The organism is Thalassotalea nanhaiensis, from assembly GCF_031583575.1.
Lineage (GTDB): Bacteria > Pseudomonadota > Gammaproteobacteria > Enterobacterales > Alteromonadaceae > Thalassotalea_A > Thalassotalea_A nanhaiensis.
Genome location: NZ_CP134146.1, coordinates 2838666 through 2858112, shown reverse-complemented (window position 1 = coordinate 2858112; position 19447 = coordinate 2838666). Strand labels below are relative to the sequence as shown.

Genomic DNA, 19447 nt, shown 5'->3' with positions numbered 1-19447 from the left:
CAAAAGTAGATAACATATTCATTTCAGTTGGTATAAAAATTACTAATAAGAATTATAGTTCCAGGAGAAAATTATATGCCTCAATCTTTTCAACGCAAAAGTATGACTAAACTTGCGCTCGCTTTACTTGCTTCAATGTCATTTTCTGCGCTGTCTGCTGAAGAAAATGCCGCAGATAAAGCCGCAAAAGAATTAGCAAACCCTAATACTGCCTATGCTTCGTTAAATTTTAAATTTCAACATCGCACTTATGAAGGTGATATTCCTGGCGCTGACGACCAAGATGGGCAAATGATACTGTTTCAACCCTCATTACCTTTTCCGCGTGATGACGGTACTAAAATTATTTGGCGACCAGCCATTCCAATGCATATCTCTACACCTTGGAACGATGAGTCTGGGTTAGGGGATATTTCAATGGATGTTGCTTATGCCTTTGCGCCACCTAAAGATAACCCCGGAGAGTTAATGGCGGTTGGGATATTTACCTCTTTACCAACTGGTGATGACAAAGTCGGTGGCGGCGAAGCAACAACATTAGGACCTGAATTTTTATGGGGACAAATATCTAAAGATGGCATTATAGGTATGTTTCCAAACCACCAATGGGATGTGGCCGGTGATATTGATATCAGCATTACTTCATCGCAATTCTTTTATGTTATGCTTCCTGGTGGAGGTTGGAATTACGGTACTTCACCAACTATAAGTTATGATCATAAAGCAGAGGAGTGGACAATTCCGCTTAACTTCTCATTTGGTAAGACCGTTATGTTTGGTACTAGGCCGTGGAAACTTGGTATGGAAATTAACTATTATGTTGAAAAGCCAGATGACTTTGGACCTGAATGGATGATCAGCTTTAATGTGTCGCCAGTGGTCGAAAACGTTATGGCAAACTGGTTTAAATAACTAATTAAATAATCTCCGCTGAAAATAAAAACCGCTAAACATAGCGGTTTTTTTGATCTAAGAAGTAGCTGTGTAGTATTAAAACTTTAAATTATTAATCCGCTCTAAATACGACTTTCGATAATCTGCTGGTGAGTTACCTGTCCAACGATTGTAGGCCTTATTAAATGAGCTTGAGCTGGTATAGCCAAGTTTAAATGCTATCTGCTTAATTTGCACTCCTGGTTGTTGTAGTAAGTGTCTTGCTAATACGGGTAAGACTTTATTTTTAATAGCGTTTAGATCTGTGTTCTGTTCATTTAACTTCAAATTAATAAAGTCTAGACTCAAACCTAAATCTTTACTGATATCGCTATTGTCGATGTTGTTACTTAATACGGTATCTATAAACCAAGACCTAACTTTTAACATCATATTGTCTGGAGCTATTTCAATGAGTCGTTTCGAAGCCAATTGATAATAAGCCAAATTACAATGACTATCACCTGCAGGTAAAAGCATCGTTAAGCGTTGTTTGTTGATCAGTATTTGGCCTTTGTTCTCTATGGTTGTTTCTACAACACAACCAGCAAGCTTGGCAAGTTTTTCCTGAGTTCTTTTTTCAATTCCTTCCGGCACTATAATTTTGTCAGGACTAAAGTCCTTATGGGCCACAGTGCGTAAATTTGACAAGCTTGCCGAAATGCCGCCTTGAATCGTTTGATAATGAATATTATCTTCAATTACGTCTTTATCAGGGATAAAAGTTAACACGCCATATTCATCTGTTTCTTCAAATGATGCGGTGTTAAAAATAAATAAAATACGAGAAAACTCAGCCCAAAATTCAAAAAAGCAGCGCAGCGTAGTTGCTGAGCTTACCGTTAAACCAAAAATACCAAATAAAGCTGGGTTAATAGGTTTGGCAAAATTTAATTGGATCGGAAATTGAAGATTAGTTTCCCCCCATTTTTGAATAATGCTTTTGATGTATTTGCGGCCACTAACACTTAAATCGTCAGCATGTATATAACTGTCTAACAAAGAAGAAATGTCATCGTTTAAGTTTACTTGTTCAGAATATATCTTTTTAAATGCTTCTAAAATAAAAAGATAACGTTTTGTATGGCCAGCAACTTCAAGTTTCATATATTATAGCTTTGCAATTAAATGGTTTTGATTGATAATTAAGTTTTAGCTAAGTAAATATTAGCAGATTCAATATTTTATGCTGACTCTTATAAGGAAGGCAAGGTGGAAATACTCGACTATCAACATTCAGTGATCCGTTCACTGTTACATATGCTGATTCAAACGTTAGAAGACTCTGGAGAAAGTGTTGAGTCTTTACGACAGTACATGGAAATTATCGACAGCCAAGACCTACTCGCCCAATGTGGTCGAGTAAAAGGTAGCTCATTTCTTCCTATTTTAGCGTTATTGTTAAATAATAATAAAAAGCCTTTTTTAGTATTAAATCTAGTTAATAACTACCGCCCAGTCACGTTTAATGCATTGGGCCCGTTATGTTACTCCTGTGAAACCGTCCGAGAAAATATCGAATTACTGATCAAGCACTATTCAATGATTAGTACCGGTGCTGAAGTGTATTTAAAAAAGTCGGATGACTGTTGGTTTGTTGGCGCGAGATCTCGTCACCATAAACTGGATGAAGCTAAAATGCAGCTTGCCTGGGTGTGCAATATGTATGCGCATTTAAAATTCAGTGTCAGTAATGAATTTATTTTTCACAAGGTGTGTTTAAGTATTGCAAAACCAGAGCAAAAGTATGTAGAAGAAATAAACCGAGTGTTTAACACTGAAGTTGAGTTTGATTGTGAAGACAGCGGCTTTTATCTAACCACCGGTCAATTAGACATTGAACAAGTGGGCTATGATCCGCAGCTTTATCGATTAAACCAACAGTTAGTTGATGAATACGAACAGCGCTTTGAGTACTTTGAATTACCTACGCGTATATATTCCAATATATTAGAATTAATGAAAAAAGGGGTATTTTCAAAAGAGGCCATTGCCAGAGAGCTTGGCATGAGTACCCGTAGTTTAAGTCAAAAAATTAAACAGTTTGGTTTGAACTATCGCGATATTTCTGAAAATGCTCGCATGACATTAGCAAAAGAGTATTTATCAAACTTAGACCTGAAGCTGGTTGAAGTCGCTGAAAAACTTTGTTTTTCTGAAAACAGCAACTTTACTCGCTCTTTCAAGGCTCATAGCGGCCAAACCCCACGAGAATTTAGAGCAGATCTTAAAAGCCAAATTTAGGCTGACAAAATAATTATATAAAACAAAAACTTTGTTATTTATTTGAAAAATCTAAACTTCTTCCTAGGCTTATAGTTAAGGAAGGAGTTATAAGTAAAAAATAAACGTTAATTTACCTCTTTCCTTAGCTCGGCAAAAAAATATTAATCGCTGCTGTTCAAGGGAATCCAATGAAACACATCTCTATATTATTTAACTTAATTGTTCTGGCTTTGGCTTTAACATTGTCACCTGGTGTTTACGCTAAAGATGCGTCAACCAAAGAAAAACCATATGACGATGATGAAGGCTATGGTGCACCAGGGGAGTCTTCTGCCCAATTAGAAGAAGATAATAAAGATAAATACCCACTTATTCGTATGCCTATTTTAGATCAAGCAACAGAAGATCTACGCGCATGGAAATCTCAGTTGTACAAAGATACCGGTTTGCAGTTTGGTATTGCTTATACCAGTATGATGCAAGAAGTCGTTGAGCCAGATATTAATGCCAATACTGCGGGCTCTGGTATTTTAAGGTTTACTGGTAAATGGGAGCTTGTCGATCGAGGCGGTAAAAACCCTGGGGCTTTTGTATTTAGTCTTGATCACAGGCATGACTATGGAGATACAGCTCCCGCGTCATTAGGCGGTGGTTTTGGTTATTTAAGCCAAACAGCGATGTTATTTAACGACAGTAAAGACATCATTGGTGATGTGAAGTGGACACAAGCGTTATTTGATGGAAATGGTGGTATGGTTATTGGTCGTTATGACCCGAATGATTATCATAATGTTTTAGGCTACGCATCTCCTTGGACCGGATTTTCTAACCTGGATAACCTGATTAATATGAGTATTGCAGCGCCAGACTGGAGTTGGGGCGTTGGTATTGGTGGCTGGTTAAATGACTCTTATTATGTGTTAGGTGGTGTTAATGATGCCAATGGTGTCGCGACTGATGATTTAGAGTTTTTTGAAGAGGGCACTGACGAGCTTTATAAATATGCTGAATTTGGTTGGTCACCAACACGAAATGACCGATATTTTAAAAACTTTCATGTAACTTTATGGCAAGTCGATGAACGTAAAGTAAAGGGGGCAGACTCTGACTCGTACGGTGTAGTATTTGGCTTTAACTGGACCTGGAACATGGAATGGATGATATTTAGCCAGTTAGGTTTCTCTGATGCAGACTCAGCAAATGATGTGCAATTGTATGAGCAGGAAGTAAATATTGGTTTTATTAAGTATTTTGAAGATCGTTCTGATTTATTTGGTATGGCGATAAATCACGGTAAAATCATCGAGCCGTTATACGATGTCGGTTTTGCCGCTAATGAATATACCACCACCTTTGAAACATTTTACCGTTTTCAGTTGGCTGAAACCGTACAAATAACACCAAACTTTCAATACATTATTGATCCACACACTAACGCTGAAGATGACAGTGCGTTTGTCGCAAGTGTAAGGTTTCGTATCACGCTTTAGCCTAACTGGGTATGAGACGAAATTAAATGCCGGTTTTTATACCGGCATTTTTTTGTTTTGAATAAAGTCTATTTTCTAACAATACACTTAATCGATTATCTTTTTACCCGTACCGTACTTAATAAACACTAAGGCACCACTAATACTGATCACCGCGGCTAGAATAAACGCCGAATTATAACTATTGGTTACATCAACTAGCCAGCCCGTAACTGCAACTGCCAATATACCTGGTAAGGTCGCTGCAGTATTTACCACACCAAACAATGATTCTGAGTGTTTTGGAGCAATGTCCATGGGATTAACCGTGTATCCTGAATAACAAAAGGATAATGCTCCAAGAGCGCCACAGGTACAAATAACGGCCATCATTGGCTCAGTAACATACAGCGACAAAAATAAAAATAAAGCCGAGCCAAATAAGCCGATACTTTGAACTAGCTTGCGCGTAAAACCGGCTGACTTTCCTGATTTAATAAGTTTGTCAGAAACGATACCTGCAACATTCATCATAATTATCATGGTTAACCAAGGCGCCGCTGACGAAAGGCCGGCTTGGGTAATGCTAAAACCATGAACATCGGCAAAATAGCTTGGTAACCAAGCAAGAAATAAATACAGCGTCCATTGTGTGGTAAATGCGGTATAAAATAATGCTAGTACTGGAGCTTTGTTGAAAAACTGTTTCCATGGCACAGGCTCATGCTGTTTAATTTCTTCTTTTTCTGAATAAATTAACGCGAGTTCTTGTTGGCAGATATTAGGATTATCTTTGGGTTTTGAATAGGCGAATAATAGCCAAAATATAATCCAGATAAAGCCTAACGAACCAAAAATATAAAATACCATGGCCCAATCATAATGGTTAATAATCCAGCCGGAGGCGACAAGACCTACAATAGTGCCTAACGGCGCACCACTGGAAAAGATAGTTATTGTTCTTGCTTGCTCAGATTTTGGTACCCAATGTTTAAATAAAGAATATGCTGACGGTACGCTGGCGCCTTCTCCTAGCCCAAGCAATATTCGCCCTAGTATTAGCATAGGTAATGACGCCATTGCTAAGATCGGCGTTAATATTGTGAAGATCGACCAAAAGATCACGGCGCTGCCAAGAACTACTTTGCCACCAAACTTACTTGCTAACACTCCGCCAACAATTTGCATCAGCATATAGCCAATAAAGAATGAGGCTAAAACCATGCCTTTTACCGTATCATTCCAACCAAATTCAGCTTGCATCGGCAGTATAGCGACAGAAATATTAACCCTGTCGATAAAGCAAATAAATAACGCAACCGTACACAAAATTGTAATATTGTAACGCTGTTGCCAATGGGTAAAAAAAGAAAAGTTAAACATAAAACAATACTCTTGTTTTTATAAATGAAGTGATGTTTACGTATTAATTTTGAAACATTTTAATCTAACAACAATACTTTCATGGTTGCTGAAATTAATATTTTGTCAGAACTGTCAGTCATTTGGCCTTCAAAATATGCCAGATGACCTTTTAATTTAGTTTTATGCTCGATGAGAGTTGTTGTCCAAGTGATTGTTAACTGTTCATTAGGTAGTACAGCTTTATGGAATCGATAACTACAATCCAGCCCCATAAATGGGCCCGAATGTTGAAATTTTTGGGTTAGGGCACCACCACATAAACCAGATGTATGAGCGCCACTGGCTATAATTCCAGAGTAACCTGCTTTAATTGCTTCATCATGGTTAAAGTGAATTGGGTTAGTATCACCCAGCGCACTTGCACCATTGGCAATATCCTCTATCGTTAGACGTAACTGCTTGATAATAGTATCGCCAATATAAGTTTTGGTAGTCATAATTTACTGAACTCTTTGATCCTTTGCTATAAAAGCGCATTAATGAGCTTAACTCAATAGTATCTTGTTTTGTAAACTATGCAAGTAGTTATCAACAAATTAACATTCGGATAGGTTAAATGAACTGTTATTGCTTTCATTGAGTTCAATGGTTGCCGGAGGAGGTAAGCATATTTTTTATTGATTGCATGTTAATAATGAGTTAGGCTCAGTTTACTTTTGCTGTATCTATATTAAAATAAAATTAATAGACAATGGTTACAGAGCATAAAAAATAAATATTTAATGAGGTTGTTGTGGCAAATTCTTATTTTTCTCGTGTGATTTTAATACCAGCGGCCGTTTGGCTCTCCGTATTCTTTGGTGGCTCAATGGGATCCGGTGTTGAGTTGGTGCAATACGTAACGATTAACGGGCCATTAGGTGGCTTTATAGCAATCGCAAGCATCGCAACCGTTATTATGGCCGTTATATTTTTATGTTTTGAGTTATCCAGAGCATATCAAGCGTATGACTATCGCCAGTTTAGTAAAATTATTTTAGGCAAGTTATGGTGGCTTTATGAAATAGCTATCTTACTGTCAATGATCATTGTTGTCGCGATCTCGTCTACTGCAGCAGGTACTGTTATTGGTGAATACTTATCTATCAGTCCTTATATTGGGCAACTTGCTTTATTATCAGTGGTGATTTTTTTCACCTATAAAGGCCGAGAGTTTATTGAAAAATCGATGGCAGTTGCGTCCGTATCTTTATTGATCATTTTGGCCATCATTGTCGGCTATGTATTTTTGAATCTGGGTGATGTTGTAAGTACTGAAATTGCTAATGATGTTGTATCAACAGCGCCGTTAGCTGTAGGAGCTCAGTATGCTATGGTCAATGTTGCTTTCTTTCCTTTGTTATTGTTTGCAGGACGCCATATAAAGAAAACCAATGAGTCATTTGTTGCCGGCATTAGCGCTGCTCTAGTTGGTGTACTGCCTTTAATTGCTTTACATTATGCTTTAGTTTCACACTACCCAGAGGTGCTTAACTCTGGCGCAGAAGTACCTGTATATTGGCTTTTAGAAAAATTAGGTTCTAGCTGGTTAATTGATATTTATGTGGTGATTTTGTTTGTTTTAATTTTGCAAACGGGTGTAGGTATGATGCAGGGCTTTGTTGAGCGTATAGATAATTATATGTCTGAGCGAAGTGGCAAATCATTAACTGCCACACAACACGCTGGGGTGGCAGGTAGCATGGTATTGTTAAGTTTATTACTATCGACAATGGGAATAGTAGGGTTAATATTGGCTGGTTATAAATTTTTATTTTTAACCTTTATTGCGGTGTTCTTCATCCCGTTATTTACTGTTGGTGTGTATAAATTAATTAAACAGAAAAAAAATAATGCTGGTCTACCCGTAAGTGATGCTGGGTAATTAAAAGGAATTAATGTGAGTAATAAAATTCAATTAAATGGTATAGATGCGTTAACGCCTTATGAAGGTAAAGAGCTATTTACCTCAAGGCCACTGCATGTAACCGCCACTATGATCCAAGATTTTTGTCGTAGTGTGAATCAAATGGATTGGTTTCATTTTGATGAAGAGCGTTGTAAGGCGTCACCGTTCGGGGCCGTTGTTGCGCCGGGGATGTACACTATGTCATTGCTGCATTCGGTTTACTTTGACCATGTAGAGCTGCATAACATGAAGGCGCTGTTTTTAGGCACCGATAGGTTTCGCATTTTAAAACCGGTAAAAGCTGGTGATTCAATCGTGCTTAAATTCAATGTCGATAAAATTGAACAGCGTAAAGAAGGCATTGCTGTACATTATGACTTTACCTGGACCGTAGAGGGTGACGATCAACCAGTGACACTTGGTAACTTCATTGTTCGCTATTGGCCTTTATAAGATAAATCGCTATTCATATTATCAAATAAAAACAGGCATCTATTGATGCCTGTTTCTATTTTGGCTGCCAAAGGTCCAATATAATCCTTCAACTATTTATCACCTTAAGATAAGTTATTTAACTGTTAATGGACGTAGTATGGTATTTACAATAATTTAATGTCATAGGCTCATCATGTCAGCCAAAAAGAGCAATAGTTCAACACCAACATCGTTAACACCTACCTGTTCGCACTGGGGCAACTACTTAGTTGAGTCTGATGGCGAACAAATCCTTTCAATAAATAATTATGCTGTAGATAAAGAGCCTACGCCAATAGGTCAATCACTAAATGATGCCTTAGATAATGGCGCGAGAATACCACAACCTATGGTTCGTGAAGGGTATTTAACCCATGGTATTAACAGTAATGGTGAAGGCAGGGGTAAAGAAAAATTTGTACCTGTTAGTTGGGAGGTTGCGTTAGATTTAGCGGCAAAAGCCATTGATGACACCAAAACAAATTATGGTAAAGATGCAATTTATGGCAGTTCTTATGGCTGGGCGAGTGCAGGGCGATTCCATCATGCACAAAGTCAAATTCACCGCTTTTTAGCAAAGTGCGGAGGTTACGTAGATTCATTAAATACTTACTCATCTGCAGCAGCTGAAGTGATCATGAATCACATTACTGGTATCCCATTTTTATTATTGGTGCGTGAAGCGCCAAGCCCTGAAGAAATTGCCAAGCACTCTAAGAACTTCGTATTATTTGGCGGCGCCGCAATTAAAAATTCACAAGTTAATGCCGGCGGTATTGGTGCGCACAGCGCCGTTGAACAGTTAAAACAGCTCAAAGACGCTGACGTAAACGTGGTGAATATTAGCCCAATTCGTGACGATGTTATTGATGAGGTTGGGGCTAAATGGTTGGCATTACGACCAAACACCGATGTTGCGCTAATGCTTGGTCTTGCTCATACCCTAGTGATTAATAACTTACATGATACTGAGTTTCTAGATATATATACGGTAGGTTTTGAACAGTTTTTGCCGTATTTACTTGGTGACAGTGATGGCCAAGTTAAAGACGCTGCTTGGGCAGCAAATATTTGTGATGTAAGCGAACAATACATTATTGATTTAGCTATAGAGCTTGGTAATGCACCTAGCGTGTTAAGCATAAGTTGGTCACTGCAGCGACAAGAGTTTGGTGAGCAAACCTATTGGATGTTTACCACCCTTGCGGCCATGCTTGGCCATATTGGAAAGGTTGGCGCGGGTGTAGGCTATGGATATGGTTGTATCCATAATATGGGCTTTGGTGGTCGTAAAGTACCAACCTATAAAATGGGCGCATTTGGCATGGAAATAGGGGAGCGACCAGCGTTAGGTGATAAAAAGTTTATTCCTGTTGCTCGTCATACCGATATGCTGAATAACCCTGGTGGAAAATACCAATACAATGGTATGGATTTAACTTACCCTGATATTAAATTGATATATTGGGCGGGCGGTAACCCGTTTCACCACCACCAAGACCTTGATGAACTTGCTAAAGCCTGGTCAAAACCCGATACGATTATTGTTAATGAAGCATTTTGGACAGCAACAGCCAGACATGCAGATATCGTATTTCCGTGCACCACAATGTTAGAGCGAAATGATCTCGGCGGCAGCAGTTACGATGCGTTTATTTCCCCTATGCGTCAAGCAGTAAAACCCTATCAGCAGTCACGTTCAGACTTTGATATCTTTTCAGGTTTAGCACAGCGTTTGGGCTTTAAAGATGAGTTTACCGGTGGTAAAACTGAAATGCAGTGGGTTGAGCAACTGTATAATACTACCCGTACAAACGCTGCGAAAATTGATGTGAAATTGCCTGAGTTTAATGACTTTTGGCAAGGTGAACAGTTTTATGTGGGCGATCAACTCGATGATATTGAATTCACCCTTGAGCGATTTAGACGTGATCCTGATAAATATAAACTCAGAACCCCATCGGGCAAAATTGAATTGTTTTCAGAAAAAATTGCCAGCTTTAATTATGATGATTGCCATGGTCATGCCAAATGGTATCAACATGTTGAATGGTTAGGCGGCGAACGCGCGGCTAAATACCCATTGCATCTTGTATCGAATCAACCGAAAACTCGTTTGCACAGTCAATTTGATCACGCACGAACAAGTCGTGAAAATAAGATAAAAAACCGTGAACGTGCACGTATGAATAACGCAGAAGCCAATAAACGAAATATTCAAGATGGCGATATTATTCGCTTGTTTAACGACCGAGGCGCATGTTTAGCGGGTATTGAAATATCAAATGATATTCGTGATGGGGTAATCGAGTTACCAACCGGCGCGTGGTACGATCCACAAACGGTAAATGGTAAAAAGCTTGAAGCTCATGGCAACCCTAATGTGTTGACCAAAGATACAGGTACATCAACACTGGCGCAGGGGTGTAGCGCGCACAGCTGTTTAGTTGAGGTTGAAAAATATCAAGGTGAATTGCCCGAGGTGATAGTTTTTAAACAGCCTAAATAGTTCAATAGATGTGAACATTTAACGTTGAAGCGGTTAACTTAAAATAGGCTAAATGGTATTAGTCGCATTTCATATCGTCTAAACAGCATTCATCTTGCAAAAAGTCGATGACCTGTAAAAACTGAGCATACTCAACGACACAATACAGCACTCTTCCTTCGCGGCGCTGGGTAATTAACCCAGCAGACGCTAAACTCGAAATATGATGAGATAACGTTGATCCGGGAATGTTCAATTCCTCTTGAACAACACCAACCGCAACGCCTTGATACCCAGATTTTACCAGCCTTTTGAATATAGTGAGCCTTGTCGGATGACCAAGTTCTTTGAGTGCTTTGGCAATAACTTCAATGTTCATAGATAACCTTTTTATTTATATATATTTCGATATTACTAGAAATATATTGACTTGAGCAAGTTGTTTTTATATATTTCGACCAATCTAGAAATGTCGAAGGTTATTTTAATGACTATTACTACCCAAATGCTCATGGACTCGCTTAATATGTTTGCGTTTCTTGCTGTAGAACTTACTTTATTATTTTTGCTGATCAGCTATTTTGTTGGCGTGTTACAGGAATATATTCCCGCAAGTAAAATCCAAAGTATCTTATCCAGCAAAAATGGCAAAGGTTACATTATTGCCGGATTTCTTGGCGCGATCACTCCATTTTGCTCTTGCTCAACCATTCCTTTTCTAAAAGGGTTGCTACGGGCAAAAGCCGGGTTTGGTACTATGATGGTATTTTTATTTGCCAGCCCGTTATTGAACCCGATTATTATCGGGTTATTTGCCGTAACCTTTGGTTTAAAAGTAACTGTGTTCTATTTTATAATCGCAATGGGGGTGTCTGTTGTTGCTGGCTATACTTTGGAAAAGCTAGGTTTTGAAAAATACATAAAACCTCAAGCGTATGCAGCTCCCGAAAGCAAAGGCTGTGCAAGTAGTTGTAACAGCACCGTCAAACAGCACAATAAATGGCTGCGTATTTGGAACAGTACTTGGAAAGATTTTAAAAAGGTTTTACCGTATTTGATTGGCGGTATCGCGCTTGGTTCTATGATCTATGGTTTTATGCCTGCTGAATTTGTCGCCAGTGTTGCCAGTGAGTCCAATCCGTTTGCTGTGCCAATTGCAGCTGTAATTGGTATTCCATTATATATTCGGGCAGAAGCGGTAATTCCATTAAGTGCAGCGTTAGCGGCAAAAGGTATGAGCCTTGGCGCAGTAATGGCATTAATCATTGGTAGTGCAGGCGCAAGCTTGACTGAGGTGATTTTATTAAAATCTATCTTTAAAAATCAAATGATAGCAGCATTTTTAGTGGTGATTATTACTATGGCAGTTTCTGCGGGTTACCTATACAGCTTAATGTTTTAAAAGCTAATAATAAGATGCTGTAAGTTCAACTTGTTTGATTGATAAGTTGAACTTTGGCGATTGTTTATTGGCAACAAGGTGCTTCTAAAAAGCGGCCAATCTCTTTACACAAGTCAACTTGCTTAACGGTTTTAAACAGATCGACAGTGTCAGTTGCTTCACGTTCGACTATGCCGAGTTGTTCCAAAAATTGAATGTGAGCGAGTAGCTCGCTGACAAACATTACATAAATGTTATCTTTAACTTCACGTTTATAGATAGGTTTTATTGCCTGGCTCACTGTTTTTTCATCACCTAAACAATCGATGAGCTTATTTAATAACTTACAATGATTTTCTATAATTTCGTCGATGCGTTTATGTAACCCAATAAATGGTTTTGAATGTGATGGTAAAACTAAGGTATCACTGGGCAATTGCTTTAAACCATTTAAGGCATTCAGCCAGCGTCCTAATGGATTTTGCTTACGATGATCTTTAAATTTAGGATTCTTCGGATACAAGGTCACCATAGATGGGATTTCTGGTATCACTTGATCACCAGAGAATAATAAATTCAGCTGTTTAGAGTATAAACTTGCATGAGCAGGTGAGTGGCCGCTACCAACAATGATCTCAAATTGGTGCTTGCCAATATCTATGACATCACCATGGCGAATAAACTGACATTTGCGCGGTAAACCATCAACGGCTTTGTCAAAGCCATCGTCACGTTCTTGCTCAACTTTTTCGGTAAACTCAGGCGACATACCTGCGCGCAGTAAAAAGTCGAGATAGTATTTAGGTGGTGTACTGCCGCTGATACTGAATAAATAGGCCATCATGTCGTACTCACGCTGAGTGATTAACACCGGGCAGTCATACTTTTGTTGTAACCAACTCGCCAGGCCAACGTGATCTGGATGATTATGAGTGATAATTATTTTATTGACCGGTTTGTCTTCAAGCGCGCTTTCAAATAAAGTTTGCCAAAACTGTTTAGAGTAGTTTGTGCCCATGCCCGTATCAACTAAACACCAACCATCACCATCTTTAATTAAATACAAGTTAATGTGATCAAGCTTGAACGGCAGAGGTACTCTAAACCAATAAATATCGTCACAAATTAATTGCTTTTGATATTGCTCAGGGATCGAAAAAGGATAATTTAAAATTGAATCATGGTCATTTATTTGACAAGAATTTCCGTGCTCATCATCTTTTTTATAATCTTCAATGCTCATCAATCAACTCCGTCGCTAAATTATAGACTTGGTAAAAATACTCTTCTCATATTAGCACTATACTGTTGTAAGCAAAGAGGATCTGAACTGATATTAAGCTATTTGCTTGTTTTGACTTATTTATCATTTTTAGTTGATTGAGCAAGTCCCATGCTAATTTTTGCGTAAAATTTATCTTTTTTGGCAGTTTTTCAATTGCAATTCCTAAACAGATAAGTGCGGTTATAAACAAATGTGTAAAGTAAGACTCAGTATAAATATAATAAACTAGGTGTAAATAAATGAGCCATTCCGAGCATAAGGTTCCTAACGGGTTACAACATTGTTTAAATATAAACGATGTACGCAGTGCTGCTCATAAAGCATTACCATTAGCCATTAGAGAATACATAGATGGTGGTGGCGATGATGAAAAAACGCTAAAAGAAAACACCCGTACCTTTGATGATGTAACCTTGATGCCAAACTATGGCACTGGCTTAGAATCGGCAGATTTCACCACTACTATTTTAGGGCAAACATCTGCATCGCCTGTTTTGTTATCGCCTTGGGGCGCGCATAAGGTGATGCATACTGATGGTGAAAAAGGCACAGCTCGAGCTGCTGCTAACACTGGTTGTATTTATTCGATGTCGAACTTTGCTACTACCTCTATGGAAGATGTAGCAGTGACAACTGATGCGCCGAAGTTCTTTCAGTTACAACCTGCTCGTGATAAAGCGATCATGAAAAATATGCTTGAGCGAGCTAAAGCCAGCGGCTATAAAGCGATTATTGTGACAATCGACAATCCGGTCCATGGTAATCGCGAACGTGATGCCAGAACCGGCTTTGGTATTCCGCCAACATTTCCATTAAGAAGCATACTGTCGCTGTTAGCCCATCCTAAGTGGGTGTTAGGCTATATGAAAAGTAAACCAGATTTTGCCAATTTTCAGAACTTTTTTGACCAAGGCAAAGATCAAAACTGGCTGTTTCATAACTTGGTTTGCCCGGTAACATGGGACACTCTGGCATGGATCCGTGATAACTGGGACGGACCAATGGCAATAAAAGGCATTATGTCGGCAGATAATGCTAAAAAAGCTGTTGAAATAGGCGCTGATGGTGTGTTTGTTTCAAACCAGGGGGCACGAAACTATGACGCAATCCCATCAACGTTTTCGGCATTACCTGAAGTTGTTGATGCAATATCTGGTAAAGCTGAAATTATCCTCGATGGTGGTATTCGCCGTGGCACCGATGTTGTTAAAGCATTAGCGATGGGGGCGACAGCTTGTTCTACAGCAAGACCATTTGTATATGGTTTATCAGCGGCTGGCAGCCCAGGAATAGAGTTTGTGATTAATATGCTCAAAACGGAAATAGAGCGAGCAATGATTGTTTCTGGCGCAAAAGATATAACCAGTATTAGCAGTGATATTCTGCGCTTCAAATAGTAAAAATATAAAAATATAAAAATAGACAATAGTGGTAAGGTTTAAGATAAATTTTACCACTCCCTCATAGATAAACACTTCTGCTTAATAAGAACAGTTTTAGTCGCTGTTAAAACCTTCGGGCAATGCCTTTGCCGATTCTGACAATTTTTTTACTAAGCTGCGTGCTACTTTAAAATCATCCTAGTAATAAAAACTATAACTACAATAAATATAGTATTAACAGCACGTTCGCTGTTACTGCAAAAGAGAGAACATTATGTCAGACAACAAAACTCCAGAACAACGTATGCAAGAGCTTGGCTATACCATTACCGGTGAGCTGCAACTTCCTCCTGGCTTTGAAGTGTTACTTTCAATGGTGAAAGTGATTGATAAGAGAGTCATTGTTTCTGGACATGGTGCACTTAACCCTGATGGCACCATCGCTACTCATTTAATGGGCCAAGTTGGCGACAGCATTTCTTTGGAGCAAGCACAAGAAGCTGCGAAATTAACAGCGTTAGCGATGGTTGGTACGCTTAAACGTGAATTAGGCGAACTATCTAGCATTAAGTCATGGGTAAAAGTATTGGGCATGGTAAATACTGCACCAGGTTTTAATGGACAAACACCTGTTATTGATGGTTTCTCTCGAACAATTATTGAAATTTTTGGTAAAGAATGTGGCATGGCATGTCGTAGCGCAGTAGGTATGGCTGCATTGCCAATGAACCTTAGCGTTGAAGTTGAAGCTGAATTAGAACTTCATTAATTGCTAGGTAGCTTACACATGTCAAACTCAGAAATAAAATTACAAGATAAGTACGAACGCAATAACGATAACGCCTACATGACTGGCTCGCAAGCACTTGTACGTGCGTTATTAGAGCAGCGTTGGTTAGATGAAAAGAACGGTTTAAACACAGCTGGATATATTTCAGGTTACCGTGGTTCACCAATGACGGCAATGGATGTACAGTTATGGCGCGAAGAAAAACGCCTAACAGACAATCATATTAAGTTTATTCCAGGAATCAACGAAAACTTAGCGATGACTTCTGTTTGGGGAACACAACAAATTGATTACTTTGGTGATGCAAATTATGACGGTGTATTCTCTATGTGGTATGGAAAAGGTCCCGGCCTTGATCAAACTCTAGATGGTCTTCGTCAAGGTAACTGGCATGGTAGCTCGACACATGGCGGAGCCTTAATTCTTGCCGGTGACGATCCAAACATGGCTTCAACCATTAATAATTATCATTCTGAAGTATTGTTTGAAGATTTATTAATGCCGGTTTTATTCCCTGCTGATATTCAAGAAGTATTAGATCTGGCATTAATGGGTGTGGCACTTTCACGATTTAGTGGTGCTTGGGTTGGTTATAAACTTTTACCTGAAACTATTGAAACCTCAGCACGAGTGAACATTGCTGAAAATCGTTTTGAAATTAAATACCCTGATTTTGATTTTCCTGAAGGCGGTGTTAATTCGCGTAAAGTCGATTCACCATATGCTCAAGAACAACGCATTAAAGAACATAAATTACCTGCGGCATTAGCATTTGCTCGAGCTAATAACTTAAACAAGGTGACATTCTGCTCTGACAAACCGAAAGTTGGTATTGTCGCAATGGGCAAAATTTGGCGCGACACCATGCAATCGCTTAAAGATTTAGGTTTAGATGAATCTGCGCTAAATAGCTTAGGCATAAAGGTATTAAAAGTATCGATGCCATATCCTGTAGACCTGCAAACTTATCGTGAATTTTCCCAAGGTCTTGAACAAGTAATCGTTATCGAAGATAAGCGTGAAATTTTAGAAAAAGGTATTATACAGGCTTGTTACGATTTACCTGAGAATGAGCGTCCAACAATTCTTGGCCGACACGATCAAAGTGGTAATATTTTGCTACGCAACTCAGGCAACATTAATACAGACGATATCACCAAAGTATTGGCGAAACGTTTATTAGATATCAATCCAAATGATTTAATTGCTACCAACTTAGATGAGTTACAAAACTCAGGTTGTAAATTAGGGCAGTTACCTTCATTAGATATGGCGCGTTTGCCTTATTTCTGTTCAGGTTGTCCACATAATACGTCGACAGTTACGCCTGATGGCAGTCGTAGTTTTGGTGGAGTAGGTTGTCATTATATGGCTAACTGGATGGATCGAGACGTAGATTTATACACTCACATGGGCGGTGAAGGTGGTACTTGGATTGGTTTATCAAACTTTGTAAAAACCAAGCACATGTTCCAAAACTTAGGCGATGGTACTTATTATCATTCAGGCTCTGTTGCTGTTCGTGCGGCTATTGCTGCCAAGGTAAATATCACTTATAAAATATTATATAACGATGCTGTTGCTATGACAGGTGGCCAACCGGTTGATGGTCCTATTTCAGTTAATAGTATTGCAGACCAAATGCGCGCTGAAGGTATAGAGCGCATTGCGGTAGTGACTGATGAACCAGAAAAGTATAAAACCTATCGTGCATTCCCTAAAGGCACAACGATTAACCATCGAGATGAGCTTGATTTAGTACAACGAGAGTTGCGAGAAATTCCAGGTGTAACCATCTTAATTTATGACCAAACCTGTGCTTCGGAAAAACGTCGTCGTCGTAAACGCGGCAAGTTCCCAGATCCAGCTAAACGCATGTTTATCAATGACCGAGTTTGTGAAGGTTGTGGTGATTGTGGAGAAAAATCTAACTGTTTATCAGTCGAGCCAAAATCTACAGAGTTTGGTCGCAAACGTATGGTAAACCAGTCTACTTGTAATAAAGATTATCGTTGTAACGATGGTTTCTGTCCAAGCTTTGTAACTGTATTAGGCGGCAAAGTTCGCAAGGGTAAAGGCGCAGCCGCAGGTATTGCTGATTTACCTCATGTACCAGAAGTGACCCCGTATCAGTTGCAAGGTGATACAACCTATAATGTATTAATTACTGGCGTAGGTGGTACTGGTGTAATCACAGTTGGTCAAATACTTGGTATGGCTGCTCATGTTGATGGCAAAGGAGTTTCAGTTGTTGAGCAACTTGGCTTTGCTCAAAAAGGTGGGCCGGTTAAATCGCATGTAAAAATTGGCAATAATGCAGACGCTATAAAAGGAGTACGTATTACTTCTGGGCAGTGTGACTTATTGCTTGGTTGTGACATGTTGGCAGGTAGTGATAATGAATCCCTTTCTATGGTTAAAGAGGGTAAAACCTTTGCAGTCGTAAATAATCATCAAGCAATTACAGGGGAGTTTACCCGTAATGGCGATTTGCAATATCCAATTGACGCAGTTAAAGAACGACTTGAAGGTAGTTTAGGTGACAATTTAGAGTTTATTGAAGCCAATAAAGTGGCAACACAATTAATGGGCGACTCTATTGCTGCTAACTTTTTTGTTGTCGGCTATGCGTGGCAAAATGGCAAAATTCCTTTAACTGAACATAGTTTATTAAAAGCAATTGAATTAAATGGTGTCGCCGTTGAATTTAATCAACAAGCGTTTATGTGGGGCCGAATATTTGCCAATGATCAACAATCCGTATTACGTTTAATCGCAGGTGAAAATGATAGCCAAGATGATATTAAATCATTAAGTGAACGCATCGAAATGCGTATTAATGACTTAACCGATTATCAAAATAGTGCCTATGCTAATCGTTATAAAACGTTAGTAGATAAAGTTTCGCAAGCGGAAAAAACGCTGGATATTACTGACAATTCATTGACCCAAGCAGTCGCATTATATGCTTACAAATTAATGGCGTATAAAGATGAATACGAAGTAGCAAGGCTTTATGCAAATGGTGAGTTTGTTGAAAAACTAAATGCTCAATTTGAAGGTAACTTTAAATTAGAATTTAATTTAGCTCCTCCTGGCATTGCTCCTAAAGATAAAGTTACCGGCAAGCCTAAGAAAATTCGCCTTGGTGGCTGGATGCTGAAAGCGTTTGGTATTTTAGCTAAATTTAAAGGCTTACGTGGCACTGCATTTGACGTATTTGGCAAAACCGCCGAGCGAAAAATGGAACGTCAGTTAATTGAAGATTACTTTGCAATGATTGAAGAAGTAATTGGTAGCCTTGAAGCGAGTAATTATGCGCTAGCGGTTGAGATTGCTGAGTTACCTGATTTAATTCGAGGCTTTGGTCATGTAAAAGAAGATAATGTTGAAACGTTTGAAGCACAAAAGCAAAAATTAACCAACATTTTCAAACATGGCGATTTAGCTGCTGAAGCTGAAATTAAAGTTGTGAATTTATAACAATTCGATAAGCTAAGCTTATTAAAATTAAAAGCCCAGATTAGTTCTGGGCTTATATACCAATTCTATTAAGTTTATTCACAGCTCAGAGCTATGTCAGCGGTTCAATAACAAACTAAATTTTATTGATATAGTGATTCTATATTAATGAAGTTTTGTGAAGTTAGTGGACCACTGACAAGCTCCCGAAGGGTGAGTTTAAAAGGCGTATAGCCTTCGTTAC

Annotated in this window: 15 protein-coding genes; 10 read left to right on the top strand and 5 right to left on the bottom strand. The window is 38.8% G+C overall.

From position 1 onward, the window contains the following. Positions 1-75: 75 nt before the first annotated feature. Positions 76-912: a hypothetical protein gene (locus RI845_RS12465; RefSeq protein ID WP_348386493.1), complete on the top strand. Its 837-nt coding sequence runs from the start codon at positions 76-78 to the stop codon at positions 910-912. A 78-nt stretch (positions 913-990) separates the two neighbouring features. On the opposite strand, the gene RI845_RS12460 is transcribed toward RI845_RS12465, so the two are convergent. Next, entirely contained in the window at positions 991-2040 is a 1050-nt protein-coding gene (locus RI845_RS12460) for a helix-turn-helix domain-containing protein (RefSeq protein ID WP_348386492.1), read from the bottom strand. Positions 2041-2145: 105 nt separating this feature from the next. Between RI845_RS12460 and RI845_RS12455 the strand changes: the two genes are divergently transcribed. Both RI845_RS12455 and RI845_RS12450 read left to right on the top strand, forming a co-directional pair. Continuing rightward, positions 2146-3177 (top strand): helix-turn-helix domain-containing protein, encoded by a 1032-nt coding sequence (locus RI845_RS12455; protein WP_348386491.1) that lies wholly within the window; start codon positions 2146-2148, stop codon positions 3175-3177. Positions 3178-3347: 170 nt separating this feature from the next. After that, positions 3348-4649, top strand: a complete 1302-nt coding sequence (locus tag RI845_RS12450) for a carbohydrate porin (RefSeq protein ID WP_348386490.1) — start codon at positions 3348-3350, stop codon at positions 4647-4649. An 87-nt stretch (positions 4650-4736) separates the two neighbouring features. Here the strand turns inward: RI845_RS12450 and RI845_RS12445 are convergent, their stop codons facing one another. Next, positions 4737-6011, bottom strand: coding sequence for an MFS transporter (locus tag RI845_RS12445; RefSeq protein ID WP_348386489.1), 1275 nt, complete (start codon positions 6009-6011; stop codon positions 4737-4739). 59 nt (positions 6012-6070) lie between these two features. Beyond that, entirely contained in the window at positions 6071-6490 is a 420-nt protein-coding gene (locus tag RI845_RS12440; RefSeq protein ID WP_348386488.1) for a MaoC family dehydratase, read from the bottom strand. 296 nt (positions 6491-6786) lie between these two features. Between RI845_RS12440 and RI845_RS12435 the strand changes: the two genes are divergently transcribed. The 3 genes from RI845_RS12435 (at position 6787) to RI845_RS12425 (ending at position 10924) form a co-directional block, all read left to right on the top strand. Continuing rightward, complete coding sequence (locus tag RI845_RS12435) at positions 6787-7917, top strand: hypothetical protein (protein WP_348386487.1); 1131 nt, start codon at positions 6787-6789, stop codon at positions 7915-7917. A gap of 15 nt (positions 7918-7932) precedes the next feature. Then, on the top strand, positions 7933-8394 hold the full coding sequence (locus tag RI845_RS12430) for a MaoC family dehydratase (RefSeq protein ID WP_348386486.1): 462 nt from the start codon (positions 7933-7935) through the stop codon (positions 8392-8394). 175 nt (positions 8395-8569) lie between these two features. After that, the gene (locus tag RI845_RS12425; protein WP_348386485.1) at positions 8570-10924 is read left to right on the top strand and encodes a molybdopterin-dependent oxidoreductase; all 2355 of its coding nucleotides are present in this window, start codon (positions 8570-8572) and stop codon (positions 10922-10924) included. 58 nt (positions 10925-10982) lie between these two features. Here the strand turns inward: RI845_RS12425 and RI845_RS12420 are convergent, their stop codons facing one another. Further along, positions 10983-11282, bottom strand: coding sequence for an ArsR/SmtB family transcription factor (locus RI845_RS12420; protein ID WP_348386484.1), 300 nt, complete (start codon positions 11280-11282; stop codon positions 10983-10985). Positions 11283-11390: 108 nt separating this feature from the next. On the opposite strand from RI845_RS12420, the gene RI845_RS12415 reads away from it, so the two are divergent. Next, the gene (locus RI845_RS12415) at positions 11391-12305 is read left to right on the top strand and encodes a permease (protein WP_348386483.1); all 915 of its coding nucleotides are present in this window, start codon (positions 11391-11393) and stop codon (positions 12303-12305) included. A gap of 64 nt (positions 12306-12369) precedes the next feature. Here the strand turns inward: RI845_RS12415 and RI845_RS12410 are convergent, their stop codons facing one another. Continuing rightward, positions 12370-13527, bottom strand: a complete 1158-nt coding sequence (locus tag RI845_RS12410) for an MBL fold metallo-hydrolase (protein ID WP_348386482.1) — start codon at positions 13525-13527, stop codon at positions 12370-12372. 281 nt (positions 13528-13808) lie between these two features. Between RI845_RS12410 and RI845_RS12405 the strand changes: the two genes are divergently transcribed. From RI845_RS12405 to RI845_RS12395, 3 genes are all read left to right on the top strand, one after another. Next, entirely contained in the window at positions 13809-14966 is a 1158-nt protein-coding gene (locus RI845_RS12405; RefSeq protein WP_348386481.1) for an alpha-hydroxy acid oxidase, read from the top strand. Positions 14967-15225: 259 nt separating this feature from the next. Continuing rightward, on the top strand, positions 15226-15720 hold the full coding sequence (locus tag RI845_RS12400) for a RidA family protein (RefSeq protein WP_348386480.1): 495 nt from the start codon (positions 15226-15228) through the stop codon (positions 15718-15720). Between the two features lie 18 nt (positions 15721-15738). Continuing rightward, positions 15739-19224: an indolepyruvate ferredoxin oxidoreductase family protein gene (locus RI845_RS12395; protein WP_348386479.1), complete on the top strand. Its 3486-nt coding sequence runs from the start codon at positions 15739-15741 to the stop codon at positions 19222-19224. The last annotated feature ends 223 nt before the right edge of the window (positions 19225-19447 follow it).

Bases quoted from the DNA above. Each gene is read 5' to 3' on its own strand.
- RI845_RS12465 (WP_348386493.1), top strand. From the start codon at position 76: ATGCCTCAATCTTTTCAACGCAAAAGTATGACTAAACTTGCGCTCGCT.
- RI845_RS12460 (WP_348386492.1), bottom strand. From the start codon at position 2,040: ATGAAACTTGAAGTTGCTGGCCATACAAAACGTTATCTTTTTATTTTA.
- RI845_RS12450 (WP_348386490.1), top strand. From the start codon at position 3,348: ATGAAACACATCTCTATATTATTTAACTTAATTGTTCTGGCTTTGGCT.
- RI845_RS12445 (WP_348386489.1), bottom strand. From the start codon at position 6,011: ATGTTTAACTTTTCTTTTTTTACCCATTGGCAACAGCGTTACAATATT.
- RI845_RS12440 (WP_348386488.1), bottom strand. From the start codon at position 6,490: ATGACTACCAAAACTTATATTGGCGATACTATTATCAAGCAGTTACGT.
- RI845_RS12425 (WP_348386485.1), top strand. From the start codon at position 8,570: ATGTCAGCCAAAAAGAGCAATAGTTCAACACCAACATCGTTAACACCT.
- RI845_RS12420 (WP_348386484.1), bottom strand. From the start codon at position 11,282: ATGAACATTGAAGTTATTGCCAAAGCACTCAAAGAACTTGGTCATCCG.
- RI845_RS12415 (WP_348386483.1), top strand. From the start codon at position 11,391: ATGACTATTACTACCCAAATGCTCATGGACTCGCTTAATATGTTTGCG.
- RI845_RS12410 (WP_348386482.1), bottom strand. From the start codon at position 13,527: ATGAGCATTGAAGATTATAAAAAAGATGATGAGCACGGAAATTCTTGT.
- RI845_RS12405 (WP_348386481.1), top strand. From the start codon at position 13,809: ATGAGCCATTCCGAGCATAAGGTTCCTAACGGGTTACAACATTGTTTA.
- RI845_RS12400 (WP_348386480.1), top strand. From the start codon at position 15,226: ATGTCAGACAACAAAACTCCAGAACAACGTATGCAAGAGCTTGGCTAT.
- RI845_RS12395 (WP_348386479.1), top strand. From the start codon at position 15,739: ATGTCAAACTCAGAAATAAAATTACAAGATAAGTACGAACGCAATAAC.